18 protein-coding genes and 1 pseudogene are annotated in these 19,811 nt (G+C 60.7%); 8 read left to right on the forward strand and 11 right to left on the reverse strand.

Features of this window, described 5'->3' with window-relative positions; genetic code table 11:
* Positions 1-40 precede the first annotated feature (40 nt).
* The 4 genes from H9642_RS10605 to H9642_RS10620 all read right to left on the reverse strand — a co-directional run bounded on the left by H9642_RS10605 (position 41) and on the right by H9642_RS10620 (position 5,098).
* Positions 41-2,434, reverse strand: a complete 2,394-nt coding sequence (locus H9642_RS10605) for a TonB-dependent receptor (protein WP_251836409.1) — start codon at positions 2,432-2,434, stop codon at positions 41-43.
* Between the two features lie 111 nt (positions 2,435-2,545).
* Complete coding sequence (locus H9642_RS10610) at positions 2,546-3,478, reverse strand: FecR family protein (protein WP_251836410.1); 933 nt, start codon at positions 3,476-3,478, stop codon at positions 2,546-2,548.
* Complete coding sequence (locus H9642_RS10615) at positions 3,475-3,993, reverse strand: RNA polymerase sigma factor (RefSeq protein WP_251836411.1); 519 nt, start codon at positions 3,991-3,993, stop codon at positions 3,475-3,477. The genes H9642_RS10610 and H9642_RS10615 overlap by 4 nt, the downstream gene beginning before the upstream one ends.
* A gap of 145 nt (positions 3,994-4,138) precedes the next feature.
* Complete coding sequence (locus tag H9642_RS10620; RefSeq protein ID WP_251836412.1) at positions 4,139-5,098, reverse strand: cation diffusion facilitator family transporter; 960 nt, start codon at positions 5,096-5,098, stop codon at positions 4,139-4,141.
* 341 nt (positions 5,099-5,439) lie between these two features.
* On the opposite strand from H9642_RS10620, the gene aqpZ reads away from it, so the two are divergent.
* On the forward strand, positions 5,440-6,129 hold the full coding sequence (gene aqpZ / locus H9642_RS10625; RefSeq protein WP_251836434.1) for an aquaporin Z: 690 nt from the start codon (positions 5,440-5,442) through the stop codon (positions 6,127-6,129).
* A 213-nt stretch (positions 6,130-6,342) separates the two neighbouring features.
* Here the strand turns inward: aqpZ and H9642_RS10635 are convergent, their stop codons facing one another.
* On the reverse strand, positions 6,343-6,789 hold the full coding sequence (locus tag H9642_RS10635; protein WP_251836413.1) for an HIT family protein: 447 nt from the start codon (positions 6,787-6,789) through the stop codon (positions 6,343-6,345).
* Positions 6,790-6,895: 106 nt separating this feature from the next.
* On the opposite strand from H9642_RS10635, the gene H9642_RS10640 reads away from it, so the two are divergent.
* Both H9642_RS10640 and H9642_RS10645 read left to right on the forward strand, forming a co-directional pair.
* Positions 6,896-7,600, forward strand: coding sequence for a glutathione S-transferase C-terminal domain-containing protein (locus tag H9642_RS10640; protein WP_251836414.1), 705 nt, complete (start codon positions 6,896-6,898; stop codon positions 7,598-7,600).
* Between the two features lie 148 nt (positions 7,601-7,748).
* Complete coding sequence (locus H9642_RS10645; protein ID WP_251836415.1) at positions 7,749-8,120, forward strand: DUF6746 family protein; 372 nt, start codon at positions 7,749-7,751, stop codon at positions 8,118-8,120.
* Here the strand turns inward: H9642_RS10645 and H9642_RS10650 are convergent.
* The gene (locus tag H9642_RS10650; RefSeq protein WP_251836416.1) at positions 8,113-9,924 is read right to left on the reverse strand and encodes a carbamoyltransferase family protein; all 1,812 of its coding nucleotides are present in this window, start codon (positions 9,922-9,924) and stop codon (positions 8,113-8,115) included. The two genes, H9642_RS10645 and H9642_RS10650, sit on opposite strands and share 8 nt — an antisense overlap.
* A 149-nt stretch (positions 9,925-10,073) precedes the next feature.
* Positions 10,074-10,451 (reverse strand): annotated as a pseudogene (locus H9642_RS10655) (acyloxyacyl hydrolase); the annotation flags it as partial.
* A gap of 70 nt (positions 10,452-10,521) precedes the next feature.
* On the opposite strand from H9642_RS10655, the gene H9642_RS18340 reads away from it, so the two are divergent.
* The 4 genes from H9642_RS18340 (at position 10,522) to H9642_RS10675 (ending at position 13,870) form a co-directional block, all read left to right on the forward strand.
* On the forward strand, positions 10,522-10,707 hold the full coding sequence (locus H9642_RS18340; protein ID WP_286010291.1) for a type 2 periplasmic-binding domain-containing protein: 186 nt from the start codon (positions 10,522-10,524) through the stop codon (positions 10,705-10,707).
* Between the two features lie 27 nt (positions 10,708-10,734).
* Entirely contained in the window at positions 10,735-11,007 is a 273-nt protein-coding gene (locus H9642_RS10665; protein ID WP_251836418.1) for a type 2 periplasmic-binding domain-containing protein, read from the forward strand.
* Between the two features lie 313 nt (positions 11,008-11,320).
* Positions 11,321-12,808 (forward strand): SulP family inorganic anion transporter, encoded by a 1,488-nt coding sequence (locus tag H9642_RS10670; RefSeq protein ID WP_251836419.1) that lies wholly within the window; start codon positions 11,321-11,323, stop codon positions 12,806-12,808.
* 81 nt (positions 12,809-12,889) lie between these two features.
* Positions 12,890-13,870, forward strand: a complete 981-nt coding sequence (locus H9642_RS10675; RefSeq protein WP_251836420.1) for an MBL fold metallo-hydrolase — start codon at positions 12,890-12,892, stop codon at positions 13,868-13,870.
* A 78-nt stretch (positions 13,871-13,948) separates the two neighbouring features.
* On the opposite strand, the gene H9642_RS10680 is transcribed toward H9642_RS10675, so the two are convergent.
* The 4 genes from H9642_RS10680 to gspG form a co-directional block, all read right to left on the reverse strand.
* Positions 13,949-16,507 (reverse strand): beta-glucosidase family protein, encoded by a 2,559-nt coding sequence (locus H9642_RS10680; protein ID WP_251836421.1) that lies wholly within the window; start codon positions 16,505-16,507, stop codon positions 13,949-13,951.
* Between the two features lie 444 nt (positions 16,508-16,951).
* Positions 16,952-17,776 (reverse strand): polysaccharide lyase, encoded by an 825-nt coding sequence (locus H9642_RS10685; RefSeq protein ID WP_251836422.1) that lies wholly within the window; start codon positions 17,774-17,776, stop codon positions 16,952-16,954.
* A gap of 14 nt (positions 17,777-17,790) precedes the next feature.
* Positions 17,791-18,255, reverse strand: a complete 465-nt coding sequence (locus H9642_RS10690) for a type II secretion system protein M (protein WP_251836423.1) — start codon at positions 18,253-18,255, stop codon at positions 17,791-17,793.
* A gap of 76 nt (positions 18,256-18,331) precedes the next feature.
* Complete coding sequence (gene gspG / locus H9642_RS10695; RefSeq protein ID WP_350027862.1) at positions 18,332-18,754, reverse strand: type II secretion system major pseudopilin GspG; 423 nt, start codon at positions 18,752-18,754, stop codon at positions 18,332-18,334.
* A gap of 263 nt (positions 18,755-19,017) precedes the next feature.
* Here gspG and H9642_RS10700 point away from each other — a divergent pair, with 263 nt between their 5' ends.
* The gene (locus H9642_RS10700) at positions 19,018-19,662 is read left to right on the forward strand and encodes a type II secretion system protein N (protein WP_251836424.1); all 645 of its coding nucleotides are present in this window, start codon (positions 19,018-19,020) and stop codon (positions 19,660-19,662) included.
* Positions 19,663-19,811 lie beyond the last annotated feature (149 nt).

Below are 19,811 nucleotides of genomic sequence, written 5' to 3' on the forward strand. Positions count from 1 at the left end.
CGAACGGTTGCAGCCAGCCTTCCTTGGCGATGGAAACGAATCAAAACTCCAGTTGGGCAGAGAACGTCAGCGTGCGCGGATCGCCCAGGTAATAGCTGTTCAGCCAGTACTCCTTGTCGGCCAGGTTGCTCAGGTTGGCACGCAGGGTCATGTGGGTTTCGGCCACCCGCACGCGGTAGCGGGCGCCCAGGTCGAACGTGGTAAATGACGGCAGACTGTGAGCATTGCCGGCATCGGTGTATTGCTTGCCGGTGTGATAGGCGCCGCCGGTCACGGCAAAACCGGGTACGGCGTTGACGTCATACTCGGCATACAGCTTGGCCAGCCGGCTGGCAACGTCGGTCGGGAGGTTGCCGTCATTGGCGGCGACGCCGGAATCGTCCACCTCCGGGTCGAGCACGGTGAGTCCGCCCACCAGGGTCAACTCAGGCGTGACCTTGCCGGTCACACCGAATTCGACACCCCGGCTCCGTTGGCGACCCTCCTGAACATAGAGGTTGGCCCCATTGACGTAGCTGTTGGGCTTGTCGATATCGAACAGCGCCAGGGTCAGCAGGGTCTCGCCCACGGTGGCTTTCAGACCCAGCTCGTACTGCTCGCTGACTTCCGGTGCCAGGGCCTCACCGGCGTTGAGCGCGGTGGAAGGGGCGATGCCGCCCGCCTGCAGACCCTCGATGTAGGTGGCATAGGTGGTCAGCCAGGGTTGTGGCTTGTAGATCAGCGAAACGCTGGGCGAGGTTTCGCGTTCATCGTAATGGGTACGGGTCTCCGGCGTGCCGAACGCCTCCATCCAGTAGAAGTCGCTGCTGAACGTCTTGATCCGGGTGTGGGTCAGGCCAAGGATGCTCGACCACTGCTCGTTGAAGGTGATGACATCCCCCACCAAGACACTGTCTGACTGGTTGCGCGTGGCCACCCGCTGATCACCATTGCCGACCGAATAGGCAGGCTTGGCCACCTGCGGCTGTTGGTCAAAAGGCACCTCTGGGGTCACAGAGACATATTGCGGGCCGGGAAACGGAACGTAGTCGGTGTAATGCTTCACCCGCGCGACATTGCCCTGGTAGCCGAACGTCATCGCATGGCCGATGCCGGCGGTGTCGAAAGCCGCATCGAGGAACAGGTTGCCGGACGTTTCTTCGGTATCCACCGGCGCAAAGGCATACAGCGGCTGGGTGTAGAGCCCCGCGTTGGCGACGGTGGGGCCGGTATAGGCATATTCATCGGTGTACTGGGTGTAGCCCAGGGCGCCGCGCAGGCTGAAGAGATCGTTTAGGCGCCAATTGAAGCGTCCGCCAACGCGGTCATGTTCACTGTCGGCGAACGCCCAGCGCTGGCTGTACAATCTGTCGTTCTCGAGGTCTTTGGCAGAGGGGCGCAAACCCTGGTCGAAGAAGTACCAATAGCTGTTGAGCCCACGGGTTTCGCTTTTCTTGTGGGACGCATCGAACTGGACCAGCAGGTCATCACTGACGTTCCAGTCCACCGCCAGGCTGACCATTTCCCGCCGGCGTTTCTGCAGGTCGATCTCGGTCTCGCCGTCCTGCGCCAGCACATTGAGTCGATACCCGAAGGTCCCTGCACTGTCGATCGGCCCGCCAAAATCCCCGTGCAGGTAATAGTTGTCACCCCCGGCATTGCCGAGTGTCAAGCTGCTGTAGCGCGCGGCCGTTGGGCGTTTGAGCACATAGTTGACCAGACCGCCCGGGCTGGCCGGACCATAGAGAAAGCCGCTGAGGCCGGTGAGGATTTCCAGCTGCTCCATTTCTTCGATGAAGTTGCCGCCGTCATAGCCGTTGCTGAAGCGCAGGCCGTCGTTGGCAAGACTCAGATTGCCCGCTGCGGTGAAGCCACGAATCGCCACGGCACTGGCGTAGCCGGCATTTTTGGGTGAATACAATTGGGTAAACGGGTTGCGCTTGAACACATCGTCGCTGGAGGTGGTTTGGGTGTTTTCCAGCAACTCCCGAGACACCACACTCATGGAAAACGGCGTGTCCTGCAGCGCCATGCCACCCAGGGCACCCACATTGCGCACCGATTCGCTGCGGTAGCCGCTCTCGGCGCTGCCTTCAGCCAGCCCTTGGGCGCTGATGCTGCTCTCGGGCAAGACCATGACGTCCTGTTTGATCGGCTCCAGGCTGTAGGTGCCCGCCCTGCTCTGCACCAGTTGCAACCCGCTGCCGCGCAGCGCGGCGCTGAGTGCGGCCAAGGGCGCGTAGTCGCCTTCTACCGGCTGCGAGCTGCGCCCGGCGGTGAGACGGGGGTCGATGCTCAACACGATGCCGGCTTCGCTGGCAATACGGTTGAGTGTGCCGGCGAGCGGGCCGGCCGGGAGCTGGTAGCGCTCGGCCAGGGCCAGCTGCGGCAAACAGGCCAGTGCCACAGCGGCAACCAGCAAACGAGGTTGGAACAGCGTCGACGTGCGGTGCATTGCGAACAGCTCCTAGATGGAAATCAGTCTCAATGCCTATGCCGTGACAAAGAACAAAAGTGACAGGGCCTGACGAAAATATTTTTCTGCCCTGCACCGAGCAAGCGCTCCTTACTGCGGCACCACTTTCACCCACCAGTCGGTGTAGCGCTGAATACGCACCGGCACGCTGGGCACCAAGGCGGCCAATGCCAGGTCCGTGTCGTGTAACGGAAAGCTGCCGCTGATACGCAACTGCGCCAAGCGCGGATCAAGCCCCAGGTACCCACGCCGCTGTTCGCCAAGGCGCGCGATGAACTCGCCTAAAGGTACGTCATCCACCACCAGCATGCCGCGGCTCCAGGCATCGGCGGCATAGGACGCCGCTTGGGACGTACCCAACCCGTTCAGGCCGATCATGACCTGTTCGCCGGCCTCGATGATGCGTTCCTCGCCCGCCGTTTGCGCATAGGCCGCGACGGACGACTGCAGCACAGTCAGGCGCGTGGCGCCCTCCTCCAGGCGCACCAGAAAACGCGTGCCAAGCGGCCGCAGCCGCCCATGCTCGGTCATCACCCACAACGGGCGGCTGTCACCCTTGGCGGTCTCCACCAGAATCTCGCCGCTGCGCAGAGTCAGGTGGCGATGCTGCGCGGTGAAGTCGATATCCAAAGCACTGGCGCTGTTCAGGTGCACGCGGGTCTGGTCCGGCAATAACAGGCTGCGTTGCTCACCGCGTGCGGTTATCTCGTCGGCAAGAAAGTCGCTCAGCGGGCGTTGAGCGCTCAGCCCCAGCAGCCCACCCAGCAGCACCAACACCAACAGGCTGGAGCCCAGCCGGCGGCGTGTGGGGCGGCGCAACAATGCGCGCCGTGCCGGCGCCGGCTCGGCCACGGCAAGCTGCTGATCAAGGCCGCCCAGTTGCTGCCAGGCCCGAGCATGCTCCGGATGGGCAGCCAACCAAGCGGTGAAGGCCTGGCGCTCCTGGTCCGTGGCGTCGCCGGAGTCGAGGCAAAGCTGCCAGTCGATGGCTTCGTCCAATACCCGATGGGTTACCGCATTCATTGCGGCTCTCCGTAAATCGCCACGTAACACTGGCGCAGCGCTTGGGCCAGGTACTGGCGCACCCGCGACACCGACACGCCGAGGCGCTCGGCGATTTCGGCATGGCCCAGTCCATCCAGCCGGTTGTATAAAAAGGCCGCGCGGGCCTTGCCGGGCAAGTGGCCGAGCATCTGCTCCACCTGGCGCAATGCTTCCAGCGCCAGCGCCTGTTCTTCCGGACTCGGCTGAACTCTCTCTGGCAGCCGCGCCAGCTCGTCCAGATAAATACGCTCCAGATCGCTGCGGCGAAAGTGGTCGATCAGCAAGCCGCGAGCGACGGTGGTCAGCAAAGCGCGGGGCTCTCGCAGTTCCGGCAAGCCGTTGCGCCCCAGCAGGCGCACGAAAGTGTCCTGGCTCAAATCCTCGGCCCGCTGCGGGCAGCTCAGGTTTCTGCGCAGCCAGCCGAGCAGCCAGTCGCGATGCTCACGGTAGAGCACGCCAACACGTTGTTGATGCGTAATGTTCTCAGCTGACACAGCGACCTCGCCGACGAGATGCGAATGAAAAACAAATCGGAATCGTTCTCAGATGGCGAGCAATACTAGCCGGAGCCGATCAGGCTGTCGTGCTTTTTTGGTAAGTCAGATGACGAGCCGGACACGCAGCCCGGCTCGGAAACCCTTAATGAGGCTGGCTGATCTTGCCGGGCGGGTCGACCTGTACGGTTACGTGATCAATGGCGTAGCGCTCGCGTAACCGAGACGCCACCCGCGCGGGCAATTCCAGGGGATCGGCGCCGGACGCCGGAGTGACATGCACCGTCGCCACGCAGCTTTCGTCGGTCAGTGTCCAGGCATGAAAATGCCCCACCTCGTCGATACCCGGCAAGGTGGCCAGGTCGGCCTCGGCCGCCCGTACATCCAGTCCCAGCGGCACCGACTGCAAGAGGACGCGGATGGCCTCCGACACCAACCCCCACGCCGAGCGCACCACCAGCACCGCGACCAGCACCGACAGCAAGGGATCGAGGACAGTCCAGCCGGTCAGCAAAATGCCGATGGCCGCCGCAATGGCGCCGACGGAACCGAGCAGATCGCCCATCACATGCAGCAACGCGCCGCGCAGGTTGCTGTCGCCGCGATTGCCCGACCAGAGCACCAGCGCTCCGACGATGTTTACCGCCAGGCCAATCACCGCGACGACCAGCATGGGTCCGGCCAACACCTCGGTCGGCTCACGCAACCGGCCGACGGCTTCCCAGACGATCCAGGCAACTAACAACAGTAGCGATGCGCCATTGGCCAAAGCAGCCAGCACGCGCACCCTATGGAACCCATAAGTGCGCGTTTCATCCGCTGCGCGAGCGGCAATGCGGTAGGCGACTAGCGCCAGCAGCAGCGCCGCCGAGTCGGACACCATATGCCCGGCGTCAGCAATCAGCGCCAACGAGCCGGACAACCAGCCGCCGACGGCCTGGATGGCGGCATAGCCGGCGGTGAGCAGAAACACCCAGCGAATCCGCCGGACATTCCCCGCAGTCACCGCAGGTGTGTGACTGTGGGCATGTGAGTGGCTGGCGTGACCATGTTCGCCATGATGGTGATGGTCATGATCGTGCGGGTCAGCGAGGTGATTCGACATCAGTAGCGCTCTCCATGAGACCGAATGTGAAGACCAGCGGATGCCTCGAAGACTGCCTATGGGACAGTCGTGCAGCTAGTGTCCTGCTTCACGTTAAGGGTTGCCACAATGGTGAGATCAACCCCTAGCCGCCGGACGAGCCAACCAGAAGAAGCCACGAGCACTATGCTCTATCGGTCGGCGTAACTAGCATGCAACGGCGCGGCCTATACATGGCGCGCAGACCACCCCCGAACACCTCACATCCACAGCGCTACAGCCTCGATGAAGCTATCTACACTGCCGGTCAGGCGCAGTGAAGATGGCCGCCTGCCCGTCACTCTCTACATGAGGACATGAACGTGAAAGCATATGGTGCTGAATTTCTGGGAACCTTCTGGCTGGTCATTGGCGGTTGCGGCAGCGCCGTATTGGCGGCGGCCTTTCCTGAACTGGGCATAGGCCTGTTGGGTGTTTCTCTGGCCTTCGGACTGACGGTCCTGACCATGGCCTATGCCGTCGGCCACATCTCCGGCGGGCACTTCAACCCGGCGGTATCTATCGGCCTCTGGGCGGGCGGGCGTTTTTCCGCCACGCAATTGCTGCCCTATATCGGCGCTCAAGTTTTGGGCGGGATCGTGGCCGGCGGCGTCCTCTACCTCATCGCCAGCGGCCAGGCCGGCTTCGATGTCTCTGCTGGTTTTGCCAGCAACGGTTATGGCGAACGCTCGCCGGGCGGCTACAGCCTGACCGCCGCGGCCATCAGCGAAGTGGTCATGACCGCCTTCTTCCTGATCATCATCCTCGGCGCTACCGCCAAGCGAGCCCCGGCTGGCTTCGCGCCCATTCCGATCGGCTTGGCGCTGACGCTGATTCACCTGATCAGCATCCCGGTCACCAATACCTCCGTAAACCCGGCGCGCAGTACGGGTGTTGCCATCTATGTCGGCGACGGCGCAATGACGCAGCTATGGCTGTTCTGGCTGGCTCCCATCGTCGGCGCACTACTGGGAGCGTTGGCCTACCGCTTGATCGGCAGCGCAAAAGATTGAGGATGCGTTGTAAAGCTTTTTGCTCATGAATAGAGGGAGGTTCCCCTCCCTTCTATCCCTTGGCAGCCGTTGCGTAGCATGCCTCAGCCGCTCAGGCGCTGCGCCAGACGCGCTTGCAACTTCTCCAATTCCACCGGATCAGCCTTCTGGCTGGCATGGATGCCCAGGCTCTCGCCTTCATGGCGCGAAATGAAGCTTGCCATGGGGGGCAGGTCAAGCCGTCAGCGAATTCAGCCGCCGCACCAGCCGTGCCTGCAGTCTTTCAAGCTCGACCGGGTCGGCCTTCTGGCTGGCATGAATGCCCAGGCTCTCGCCTTCATGGCGCGGAATGATGTGCATGTGGATGTGGAACACCGTCTGCCCGGCCGGTGCGCCGTTGAACTGTGCCACCTGCACACCTGCCGGTTGCAGCTCCTCGACCAATGCACGCGTGACCTTTTGCACCGCCAGGGTCATTTGACACAGGCTGTCCGCGTCAATTTCCAGCAGGTTGCGCGCCGCCGCCTTCTTGGGAATCACCAGCGTATGGCCGTAGGACTGCGGGAACAGGTCGAGAAACGCCAGCACATCGTCGTCCTCGTAGACCTTGTAGCACGGGGCCTCGCCGCGAATGATCTTGGCAAAGATGTTCTGTGAATCGTAATCGCCCTGCAGACTCATAAAGGTTCTCCAACCTGTTAACGATGGGAGAAAGATACCGCCTTCTGCCCGTTCCGCCACCGGGGCGTTATCCTCTTGGCTTCACTCTTCACACCGGAGCCTTGCCATGGCCAACCTTTCTGCTTTCCCAATCACCCGCAAATGGCCCGCCTCCCACCCCGAACGGCTGCAGCTTTATTCGCTGACCACGCCCAACGGCGTCAAGGTTTCCATCATGCTCGAGGAAATCGGCCTGCCGTATGAAGCGCATCGGGTCAGCTTCGACAGCAATGACCAGCTCTCTCCGGAGTTTCTCTCGCTCAACCCGAACAACAAGATACCCGCAATTCTCGACCCCCATGGCCCGAACGGTCAGCCGCTGGCGCTCTTCGAATCCGGCGCCATTCTGATCTACCTCGCTGAGAAGACCGGCCAGTTGCTGCCCCAGGATGCTGCTGGTCGCTACGAATGTATCCAGTGGCTGATGTTCCAGATGGGGGGCGTTGGCCCGATGTTCGGCCAACTCGGTTTCTTCCATAAATTCGCCGGCAAGGACATCGAAGATCCGCGCCCGCGCGAGCGCTACATTGCCGAGGCCAAACGCCTGCTCGGCGTGTTGGAACAGCGCCTGGACGGCCGCGCCTGGATCATGGGCGATGAGTACAGCATTGCCGATATCGCCCTCTTCCCCTGGGTCCGTACGCTGGTGGACTTCTACGCCGCCGGCGATCTGGTGGAATTCCAGCGCTTCCCCAACGTCGAGCGTGTGCTGCAGGCCTTTCTGGCGCGTCCCGCCGTGGTGCGTGGATTGGAGATTCCCAGCCAACCGTAACGCCCACTGACAACCTGATGCTTTGTCTGTGTTGAACGCAGACGAAGCAGGCTGCACGTAAAAAATTCAATAAAATTGATTAAATGCAATTAATTCCCGTTTGAGAATGGTTATTTTCGAACCACCAACCTTCCCAACAGGAATTGCCATGAACAATACCGCTCGTTTTGCCGCCTTCGCCCTGGGTACGTGCCTGGCCGCTTCCACACTGGCCAGCGAACGCCTCGCCCACTTCAAGGGCGTGCCTTCCACTAGCCTGGAAGAAGCGGTCACCCACCTCGCCGATTACAACCGGCGACTGGCCGATACGCTCGCTCAGGAGCTGACCTCCGAGCGTATGGCCGAGGTGCATATGCTTAGCTACACGCTGGAAAACGCGCTGAAAAAAATCGATGAAGAACTGCAGCAGATCGCGGCGACCCTGGAAGAGGTGCACATCGCCTCGGAAACCGCCGACCCACAGACAGTAAAGGCGCAAGGCGCGCGCTACCTGGAAGCGGCGCGCACGCTGGTCAAATAAGCGGTCCCTGTGACGGCTGGGCTCGAACTTCAAGCCCAGCCGCTGGCATCGATTCAACCCTACCCTGATCTGCCTTTTCCTTCACCACCAACACATCCTCCATGATCAGATACTGCAGATCCGACCCGTAGAAGATGTTCAACGCATCGGTGGGCGAGCAGACCATAGGTTCACCACGACGGTTGAGCGACGTGTTGAGCGCCACACCATTACCGGTCAGCTTTTCCAGCTCGACCATCAGGTCGTACCAGCGCGGGTGATGTCGGCGCTCCACTACCTGGGCGCGGGCGGTGCCGTCTTCGTGGACGACTTCCGGTACGCGCCCGGCCCAGCCTTCGTTGACCTCGAAGGTGAAGGTCATAAACGGGCTGGGATGCTCCATGCTGAGCATTTGCGGGGCGACGGTGTCGAGCATTGACGGGCAGAACGGACGCCAGCGTTCGCGAAACTTGATCTGTGCATTGATGCGATCGGCAACGCCGGGCACGCTCGGACAGCCGATGATCGAACGCCCGCCCAGGGCGCGCGGGCCGAACTCCATACGCCCCTGAAACCAGGCCACCGGATGGCCGTCGACCATAAGCTGGGCAACGTGTTCGGGTACGTTGTCGATCTTCTGCCACTGCGGCTGATTCGGGTGGCCTGCGCAGGCGGCAATGACGTCCTCGTTGGTGTAACTGGGCCCGAGGTAGACGTGTTCCATCTTCTCCACCGGCACGCCGCGCTGGTGTGATACGTAGGCGGCAGCACCCACGGCGGTGCCGGCATCGCTGGCGGCGGGCTGGACGAACAGCTCCTTGACGTCGTCACGGGCAATGATTTTCTGGTTCAGTTTCACGTTCAGCGCGCAACCGCCGGCAAAGGCGATCTTGCCGGTTTCCTTGATGATGTCACCCAGATAGTAATCCATCATTTCCAGCGCCAGCTTCTCGAACAGCGCCTGCATGCTGGCGGCATAGTGGACGTACGGATCGTCGGCAACATCGCCTTCGCGCTTGGGGCCAAGCCACTCGATCAGCTTGGGCGAGAAGTAAAAGCCCTTGCCCTTATCCTTGTAGCGTCGGAAACCGATCACGTTGGCGTACTCGGTGTTGATGGTCAGCTCACCCTTCTCGAATTTGGCCAGCCGGGAAAAGTCATACTTGGCGGCATCCCCGTAAGGCGCCATGCCCATGACCTTGAACTCGCCATCAAGCATGTCGAAACCCAGATATTCGGTCAGGGCACCGTACAACCCGCCGAGGGAATCCGGATCATAGAACTCCTTGATCTTGTGAATCTTGCCGTTCTCGCCGTAACCGAAGAAAGTGGTGGCGTATTCGCCCTTGCCATCGATACCGAGGATGGCGGTCTTCTCCTGAAAGCCTGAACAGTGATAGGCGCTCGAGGCGTGAGCTAGGTGGTGTTCGACCGGCTCCAGTTTGACTTTCTTCAGGTCGAAGCCCAGCTGCTGCAGGCACCATTGGATGCGCTTCTTGTAGCGTTTGAAACGGCGGTTGCCCATGAAGATGGCGTCCAGCGACCGGTCGGGGGCATACCAGTAGCCCTTGGCATAGTGCCAACGTGCCTTCTTGAAAATACTGATGGGGGCGAAAGGAATAGCGACGATATCCACCTCTGCTGGGCCGATGCCGGCCTGCGCCAAACAGTACTTTGCGGACTCGTAAGGCATGCGATTCTTCGCATGCTTGTCACGCACGAAACGTTCCTCTTCCGCAGCGGCAATCAGCTTGCCATCGATATACAGCGCAGCTGACGGGTCATGACTCAAAGCACCGGAAAGTCCGAGAATGGTAAGTCCCATGGGTGCACCTCTTTTTTTTGAAGCGTGTAAGGAAAGGTTTTTGATTGCCATGCCTATTCAGTGAAAAACGCGTAGGGCTCGATCCGAATGGAATCAGCGTAGTGAACAACCCGCACGCCAACCTTTCGCGTACGCAGGCCAACGGCCGTTTAGAAGGCCTGGTTATAGAAAAGCGCGAAGGACTCGATGCCCGCATTGGGACTTTTGAGGCCGGCATTGGAGTAGTGAATCGCCCGCACGCCCACCTTTTGCGTGGCAGATAATTTGAGCCCAACCCCAAGACGGTCTTCAAAGTTGAACGACGAGCCCAGTTGACGTTCACCCACATCGGTTTTGGAGAAGAACGACACACCCACACCCAACTCCGATGTAAGGCTGCACGCCTTCACCGGCAAATTCGTAGACGAATACCGGGCTGAACGACAATGAATGGGCACCGCTGTATTCGGCGCCTTTCCAGTAGGTGTAACCGGCATCCCAGTAACCGGTGAAGCGCCCGTTTCACTGGCCAGCCAGGTCTTGGACCAGACCATCACGGTAAGACACGGCGGCTTTTCAGCTGCTTCCCGTGCAACCGGGATCGAGAAATCGCGGCTGATGAGTACCCACCCCAAGGTGGCAGTGGTAATCGATGCTTCGGACCGCGTAGTCAATGTGGTGGAAGAGCGTTTCGATATCGCTTTACAAGCCACTACACGGATTGATGAGTCGCTTGGGCTGGTGTCCAGATTACTGGGCCAGGCATATCCGATTCTCGTGGCCAGCCCGAATTATCTGCAGTGACACGGACGTCCCGACTCCATTAATGATTTGAATGATTTCGCGACCATCTGCACCCTTGCCGATTTTGCCCATGAGCAGGGTCGATGGGGTCTGATGCGCAACCAGGCAGAGCCGCTGCTGATCCATCACACTCCCGCGCTGATTACCGATGACCTGCGCGTACAGTTGGAAGCCACGGTTCATGGCACCGGCATTGCCCTACTGCCAGAACCTTCGGTGAGCGCCAGCATCCATGAAGGGCTGCTGGAACGCATCTTGCCATCCTGGGTGGGGCCCCCCACTGGGCTTAGCCTTACCTAAACAAGCCCTCGCGGCATATTGCCGGCAGTCAGGAGCCTGATCGATTACCTATCGCTGCATATTCCGACCGCTATTCAGCAACGCGTTATCTATGCAGAGGCAGGACGGGGATTGACGGAGTGCGGTTCGGCTTAGCGTTGTTCGGTCATTCACCCAGAGAGTGGATGCTCGAGAAGAAACGAAGGCCGCGTCGGGCAACCAAACAGGACATTAGGTCGTTTTTTGGGCGGCCTGTTAACATGCCCGGCTTTCTAGTCACGCCGCAGCACCGGACGCTCGTTCGGCGCCTCACCTTCGCGCTTTCAGGTATTTCATGAAACTCGCTCAACTGCGCACCGATGTCCTGGCCGGACTCACCACTTCGTTCGCCCTGGTGCCCGAATGTATCGCCTTCGCCCTGGTCGCCCAGCTCAACCCGCTGATGGGCTTGTACGGCGCCTTTATCATTTGCACTCTCACCGCGCTGTTCGGCGGCCGGCCGGGGATGATTTCCGGCGCGGCGGGCTCCATGGCGGTGGTGATCATCGCGCTGGTGATTCAGCACGGCGCGCAGTACCTGCTGGCCACCGTGCTGCTCGGGGGGCTGCTGATGATCCTGTTCGGCGCCCTGCGCCTGGGCAAGCTGGTGCGCATGGTGCCGCACCCGGTCATGCAAGGATTCGTCAACGGTCTGGCCATCGTCATCGCCCTCGCCCAGCTGGAGCATTTCAAGGAGGGCGATGCCTGGCTGTCGGGCAACTCGCTGTATCTGATGCTCGGTCTGGTGGCACTGACCATGGCCATCGTCTACCTGCTGCCGCGCCTGACCCGCAGCGTGCCGCCGGCGCTGGTGGCGATACTCGGCGTGGGCCTGCTCACCTACTTCCTGCAATTGCCCACCCATACCCTGGGCGACATGGCCAACATCGCCGGCGGCCTGCCGAGCCTGGCCCTGCCAGACATTCCCTGGAACCTGGAAACCCTGCGCATCATCGCGCCCTACGCCGTGCTGATGGGGCTGGTCGGCCTGCTGGAAACCCTGTTGACCCTCAACCTCACCGACGAAATCACCCAGAGCCGTGGCCACACCAACCGCGAATGCGTGGCCCTCGGCGCGGCCAACGTGGCGTCTGGCCTGTGCGGCGGCATGGGCGGCTGCGCGATGATCGGCCAGACCATGATCAACCTCGGCTCCGGCGGACGCGGGCGCCTGTCCGGCGTGGTGGCTGGGGTGATGATCCTGCTGTTCGTGCTGTTTCTCTCGCCGCTGATTGAGCGCATCCCGCTGGCCGCGTTGGTGGGCGTGATGTTCGTGGTCGCTCAGCAGACCTTCGCCTGGGCCTCGCTGCGCGTGGTGAACAAGGTGCCGTTGCACGATGTGTTGGTGATTGTTGCCGTCACCGTTATCACGGTGTTCACTGACCTGGCCACCGCCGTGCTGTGCGGTATTGTCATTGCCGCATTGAATTTTGCCTGGCAGCACGGCCGCGAGCTGTATGTGGACAGTCACATGGACGCCAATGGCAGCAAAGTCTACCGCCCCCACGGCACGCTATTTTTCGCCTCCACCACGCGTTTTCTGGAACTCTTCGACGCCGCGGGCGATCCGCAACAGGTGACCCTGGATTGCCAGCACTTGAACTTTGTCGACTACTCCGCCATCGCTGCGCTGATCACCCTGCGCGAGCGCTACACCCGGACCGGCAAGCACTTGCGCGTGGTGCACCTGTCGGAACGCTGTAAACAATTGCTGCGCCGCGCGGGGCTGCAACAAGCGGAACGCGAGGCAGCGGCGGACGCGATGGGGCATTTAGGTTCATAAGCAATGCGCAGCAGTGAGGTGGCATGCTCGGCAGGTGCTTGCGGCATACTCTGAGCATCACGCTTCACAGGAGCGCCAACCGTGGATCTGCTCTTTCTCGGCACCTCCTCCGGCACGCCCACCAAGGCCCGCAACGTCACCGCACTGGCAGTGCTGGAAGACACCGGAAAAGGCTGGTATCTGGTGGACTGCGGCGAAGCTACCCAGCACCAGTTGCTGTATACGCCGCTCTCGCTGCATGGCTTGCGGGCCATTTTCATCACCCACGTGCATGGCGATCATTGTTATGGACTGCCTGGCGTGCTGGCCAGCGCGGGGATGGCGGGCCGCACCGAACCGCTGGAAATCGTCGCCCCGCTCGGCATCGAGGAATGGGTGCGCACCACGCTGCGCATCAGCCAGACCGTGCTGCCCTATGAACTGATGTTTCACGCCGTGGAAACCCTCCGCGAGTGGCGCAACCGTCAGCTGCGCGTGGATGCGACCGCCCTCTCCCACCGCGTGCCCAGCTATGGCTACCGCTTTACTGAAGCCCGTCCCGACCCGCGTCTGGATGTTGAAAAACTCGACCGCGAGGGTATTCCGCGTGGCCCGCTGTGGGGCCAGCTTGCCCATGGCTTCGACGTGCAGCACCAGGGCCGCACGTTGCACAGCGATGATTATTTGCTAGCCACCCGAGCGCCACGTTGCATCGTGGTCGGTGGCGACAACGACCGCCCCGAACTGCTGGCCGACGCCTGCCGCGACGCCCAGGTTCTCGTTCACGAAGCCACCTTCACCCACGCGGTGACCAACGACGAACGCAGCCTATTCGGCCACAGCACGGCCGCCAGTGTCGCCGCCTTCGCTCAGGCAAGCGACCTTCCCAATCTGGTACTGACACACTTCAGCGCCCGTTACTCGGCACGGCCTGCCCGTGGGTTGTCCATCGAGAATATCCGCGCGGAGGCTGCGGCTGTTTATCGCGGGCGGCTGTTCCTGGCGGAGGATTTTGCGCGGTTCAGGTTGGGGAAGGATGGCGTGTTATTGCGGGTTGAAACGCATCCGACGAAACCACGCTGAGCTAGCCGCACATCAAAAATCGCGGACTTCCCTGCCCGCGATGGTGTGCAACGTCACCCGCTCAAAGGCAACGGGTGCTTACTTCATATGCCCTGTGTCATGCCCTGTACCGTCCATACTCGCGACGGTGTCCTTTTGGAAAAGATCAGGCCAGACGGCCCATTTCTTGAAGTCCGGGAACACCATGGCGATGGACTTGATGAGGGGTGTGTCAGCCGACGACCCGCCCACCAGCACCCGATAATACCCATCCTCAGTTTCCCACTCGCCTTCGGCCCAGGCCGGAAGGTAATCGGGAATAGTGGGAACGAAGTGGGAGAACGGATGGTTGGAGGCGTTGGCCTCTATTTCGACCGAGACCTGTGCACTCTCACCAGGATTGAGGAAGACCTTCTGGAAGCCCACCAGACGCTTGGCAGGCTGCTGGGCCTTGTGGGGCAATTGCAGGTAAACCTGCGCAGCCTCGCCGCCTGCGACCGTCCCCGTGTTGGTGACATGGAACTCGGCGGTAAGCACCGGCACGATGTCCTTGAGCTTCCGAATGACGCGCGGCTTTTGGCTATTCGGCAGCTTCACCTCAACCATTTCGTATTCGGGCCGGAATGATCTCTTCAGCTTCAAGTGGCTGTACTGGAAGGTGGTGTAGGACAGCCCATACCCAAAGGGGAACCGGGGCGTAACAGCATTCGCCTCATACCAGCGGTAGCCCATCTCCAAACCCTCGAGGTAGCGACTGACCAACTGCGGTAGGTTCGGGTCACCCGCCCTGCCTGGGCCACCGGGTATGCCGGTAAACTCGTGCAGGCCCGGATACTGCGCTTCGGTGGCGAAAGCCGCCTCACGTTCGGTATTGGGGAAGGTCACCGGCAACTTGCCCGACGGGTTGAGGGCACCGAATACGATGTCGGCGATGATGTCGCCATCTTCCTGGCCGGGGAACCAAGCGGCTATGAGTGCTGGCACTTGGTCTACCCAATCCATGACCACACCGGCCCCGCTGTAGAGCACCACGATGGTCTTGGGATTGACTGCCGAAACCTGGCGGATCAGCTCCTCCTGATCCAGACAGACTTCTGTCGTCGGCAAGTCCTGATCGGGCTGCTCACCCAGCTCGTGGGAATCCTCTCCGTCCGGGTTCTGCTCGCTCTCCGAGCAGAACGTGGGCAGCCTGATGGTCGTCGGATCCCGTGTTTCACGGGGTGTGGTACCCACTCCAAGTACGACGACATCGGAATTTTGCGCCAGCTCTACGGCTGCTGCGATGTCATGACCGTCGAGATAGGTCACCGCAGGGACGTACTGCTCCAGGCCTTGCTCCGGGGTCACGGTAAATGGCGGGATTACCGTGGTCAGCTCTGCCGGATCCCCATTACGCGGCGGAATAGTGGCCGAACCTGCAAACCAGGGGTGACCGATCAGCGCTATCGACTGCACCTCCGCCGCGTCCAACGGCAACAGACTCTCCTCGTTCTTGAGCAGCACGATACCGGCTTCCGCCAACGCGCGCGCCTTGGCTCCATTTGTCTCGAAATCAACCGGAAGCATGCGGTTGTAGCTGTTATCGAAGAACCCGAACTCGTACATCTTGGTGTAACGGGGCAAGAGCACCGCGTCGACGTCCTCCTCCGTTATCTCACCCGCAGCGATGGCGGCCTTGATGTTTTCCTCGGAGTAGTACACCGGCTGCTCATCGAGCTCGTAACCGACACCCGCCAGCAAGGAGTCCACCGTGCTGTGCATGGCACGCCGGTCGCTCTCGATCCAGCCATCGAAGCCCCAGCGGTCACGCAGGGTCTGCTGCAGCAGCTCTTCACTGTCGCACGCCCAGGAACCGTTCAGGTGCGGGTAGGCGCACATGATGCCGGCGGGTTTCGCATCCCTGACCGCCATTTCAAAGGGCAGCAGGTACAGCTCATGCAATGCCCGGCTGGGAATGCGCGACGCCGCGGTCCAGCGTTCGAAATTGAATTCGTGCTCGTTGCCCGCGAAGTGCTTGATCATCGAATGCACGCCTTGCGACTGGATGCCGCGAACCTGGGCGGAGCCGATGATGCCGGCGAGGTACGGATCCTCACCGGGGTATTCCTGAGCACGGCCGGCATAGGGCGAACGGATCAGGTTCAGTGCTGGGCCAAGCATGATCTGGTGGGCAAAGGTACGCGCCTCGTTACCCACCACCTCGCCCCAGGCATACATCAACTGAGGATCGAAACTGGCCGCCGCGAGGGTCATCGAGGGTCCGGCGGTCCTCACCGGCTCCGGTACGCAGTCGCCCCCGCGCACGCCGTTGCCGCCGTTGATCTCACGAATAGTCGGGATGCCCAGCTCGGGAATGCCGGTGATGCGTCTGCCGATGGCAGTGAACCCACAGGTCGCTTGCCTGCCGCCCGAGGCGAGATAGGTCCCTTCGGGAAAGTCGACCTCTTCGGGCTTGTTGGCCAATTGCTGGATTTTCTGCTCCAGCGTCATCTGGCTGAGCAATAGCTCGGCGCGCTCGAGGAAAATGCCTTCATTACCCGACGGGACCTGTGAATTGTTGCCGCTCTCCTGAGCGACAAGCGCAATAGGCACGGTGAGTATTGCGAATGCCGTGGCTCTCAAGAGGTGATCTGAGAGTGTTTTGCGATGACGACCCATAAGATTCTCCTAACCGTTAGGTAGGTACGCTTCGGGTCACCCATGGTCGATATCGCAAGTCAGTTGAAATGGCGGAACTGGCTTACGGCTGCGTCAATGAAAAGCTCTGTGTCGCAGTCACTTGCATCGTTGAAACTCAATTACCCCTGGAAACTCACCACAAAACTATCAAAGGCCTTTTGGCGCAAACATGACGTTAGGTGAATCCGAAATAGTCGAGCTTCCTCATGCAATGCATATCGGGATGAGGAGCACATGAGGGAGGGTAGACATTTTGAAACAGTCCCAAGACGCTCTCCGACGATTGGCCGAATCACCAGAATTCATCAATATTTAAAGCGGCCATTGCTCAGAAAGAACGAACTTTGACTTGGCGTAATAGTCGGCCGACTTTTGCACCAGCACTCCTCTAAACGAAGCGTTCTGCTATAAGCCCAAGTACCGTTACCCAGGCCCACGCTTGACTGTAAGCGAGGGGGAAACTGAATAATTATCGAAATAAGCACAGGTCACCGCATAGGATCCATCGGCCTTGCGAGGTGCCCAGTCGGCGCTGTGACCGCCGTGAAAGGTATTGAACATCAGCGTATTGATATGGGAGTCCAACGTCTCGGCGGAGCGGAACTTGATGCTGCGGTGTTCGGCAACCAGAGCATCGTCTACATATATTCGCATATAGCCATTACTTTCTGATGCCGGGTTGTTGAGTACCACCTGCAACGACACCGCATAATAATGGCCTCGTTCGAAGCGGAAATTTTTGGCGATAACAACGTCACCGTAACGACCTTTCATGTTCTGACTGTAAATGTAGGTCTGCAATCCGCCGTCACGCCGGAACATCGCCCTGGCACTCCACCGCGACGGGGATATCCGGTTACCACCAGCAACAGGCCTGGCCGGACCAAGCCCGTGCAGCTTGCCTCCTTTGCGAAAGTCAAATTCCGAGCAGAAGTTCACGTCGAAACTCAGCGTGTAATACAAGGAGGGGGGCAGCTTGTAGTTGACAATGACCCTCTCGCTGCCCCTGCTGTTGCCTCGATAGTCCACTCTGATTGCGTTCGAATGATTCACGCCCTTGCCGCTAGCCAGGGAAACGTTTTTCGCAGCCACTACCGCCGTGCCAAAATCCGTCAAGGTTTTACCGTCAAACGACTCGTCCAGCACCCGTCGGGCAAGCGTTTGCGCCGCCGGGCTTTGCGCAGGCAGCAAAAAAGTGGCTGCGCAGGCAAGCAGAACCGCAACCATGCAAGGGGTGAGATCAGGCATTGACGTAACCTTATTTAGGGCGATACGCGTAGGGTCAGACGCACGCTGACGCGACTGTCGGCCTGGCGATCCAGACCGGCCTCATCGACACGCACGCCCTGCTTTTCCAGCTCGGCCAGCCAGTTCAGCAATCGAGCCGCCTCGGTCGGTTGCAGACTGACCTGAAGAGCACCCTCGGCCCCGGCCTCCAAACGCTCCACCGACAGGCCTTGCTGCGTAGCGCTTGCAGTGACCTCGCCTTGCAGGCGCGCAGGATCCAGACGAGCTTTTGGCTGCCCCTGCAGCCCCCGAGCCTCTGGCGCTCGCGCCTGCAGATAGGCGTGCAAATCACGCTGCTCCTGAAAATAGGTCAGTGAAGCGGCCCGGTATTCGACTGCGGGCTTCCAGAATCCCAGGTACAGCACGACAGCCAACAGAAACAGCCCCAGCAAACCCAGCATCATGCGTTCACGACGCGCCAGCTGCCGCCAACGCTGCATCAGGGGCGATGCGTGTAAGTAGCTCGTTATCTGCTTCCGGTTCCAGGCAGCCATATAACCTCCAGGCACTGGGCTGCTAGAAATCCCAGTTGCCGATATCGGCATCCAGGTCAGTGCCGCTTTCCTTGCCATCAGCACCGAACGAATACAGATCGAACGGCCCGCGGGTACCCGGCGCCAGGTACTGATAGGGATTGCCCCACGGATCGACCGGCATGCGCTTGAGGTAACCGTCCGGATTCCAGTTGCGCGCCGGCGGATTGCCGGACGGCTTGCGTACCAAGGCTTCCAATCCCTGCTGGGTGTTCGGGTAGCTGTGGTTGTCGAGCTTGTACATGTCCAGGGCCGCCGAAATCGCCTTGATGTCCCCCTTGGCCACGGTGACCTTGGCCTGATCCGGACGACTCATGATCTGCGGCACCACCAAGGCGGCGAGAATGCCGAGGATGACCACCACCACCATGATTTCGATCAGCGTGAAACCGCGTTGCTTGTTCACAGCGTTAATCTCTTTGGTTGTAAGACAGTTCGGCCTGAAGCATGTCTTAGGTGCTAGTCGCCTAGACCAAGTCCCTCCCGAATGCTTGGCCCAGGCGGCGTATCAGCGCCGGCCTCGCGAGCAGCGGGCTGTTATGCAGACCCTTGGGTCAGAGCCCTCAGGCTTCTAGTCTATTCTCGGAGCCATAAAGTTCAGCTTAGTGACCTGCTTCCAGACTCGGTTCCTTGATGCCTGCACCCAAAAGAAATACAGGGAGCATTGTCTTGCCCATATCCACCTCCGTCTTTACCCACTGGCTGCAGCGTCAGGCACCCCTGGTGCTCAGCGTCCTGCTGCTGATGCTCCTGGGCGCCAGCCTGGCCTGGCAGAGCGTGGAATGGCTACAGCTGTTGCGTAACCCGCCAGCTGCCGTTGAATCTCGCCTAGCGGCACCTCCAGCCACGCCTACCTTGGCCCAGCTGGCCGCCCTGTTTGGCCCCACTCCCGTTGCTCAGGGCGCGCCGCCGGCCACCACACTGCGCCTGACCCTGCATGGCAGCTTCGTCAATGCCAACCCTCTGCGCTCCAGCGCGATCATCCAGCGCAATGGCGCCAAGCCCCAGCGGTTTGAAATAGGCAGCGAACTGGAATCCGGCGTTCGCCTGCATGCGGTCTATGCTGACCGCATCGAGGTTGAACGCAACGGTCGCCTGGAAACACTGTATTTCCCGCAACATGGGAATCCGAGCAACGTTGCGGCGCCAGTCGGCCCATCCGACGACGATCTGTCCGCACCATTTAGCGACTTGCAGGATGAGGACCTGAGTCTCGACCAGCTACGCGAACGCCTCGGCGAATGGCGGCAAGAACTGGAAGAGCCGCTCGAAACACCCCCACCCCCTATCGAACAGCCCACGGAAAGCGACTGACCGATGCCTTCGACTTTTTCGCGTCTGACCCTCGCCCTGCTCACCGCCAGCCTGCTCACCGCCTCACCCACGCTGCAGGCGGCCAACGGCGTGGCGCCCGCTGGCTCAGCCGGCAGCCAGCAGCAGGCCGAGCGCTGGACCATCAACCT

Origin of the sequence: Serpens gallinarum, from assembly GCF_014836765.1 — a bacterium.
GTDB classification, from domain to species: domain Bacteria; phylum Pseudomonadota; class Gammaproteobacteria; order Pseudomonadales; family Pseudomonadaceae; genus Serpens; species Serpens gallinarum.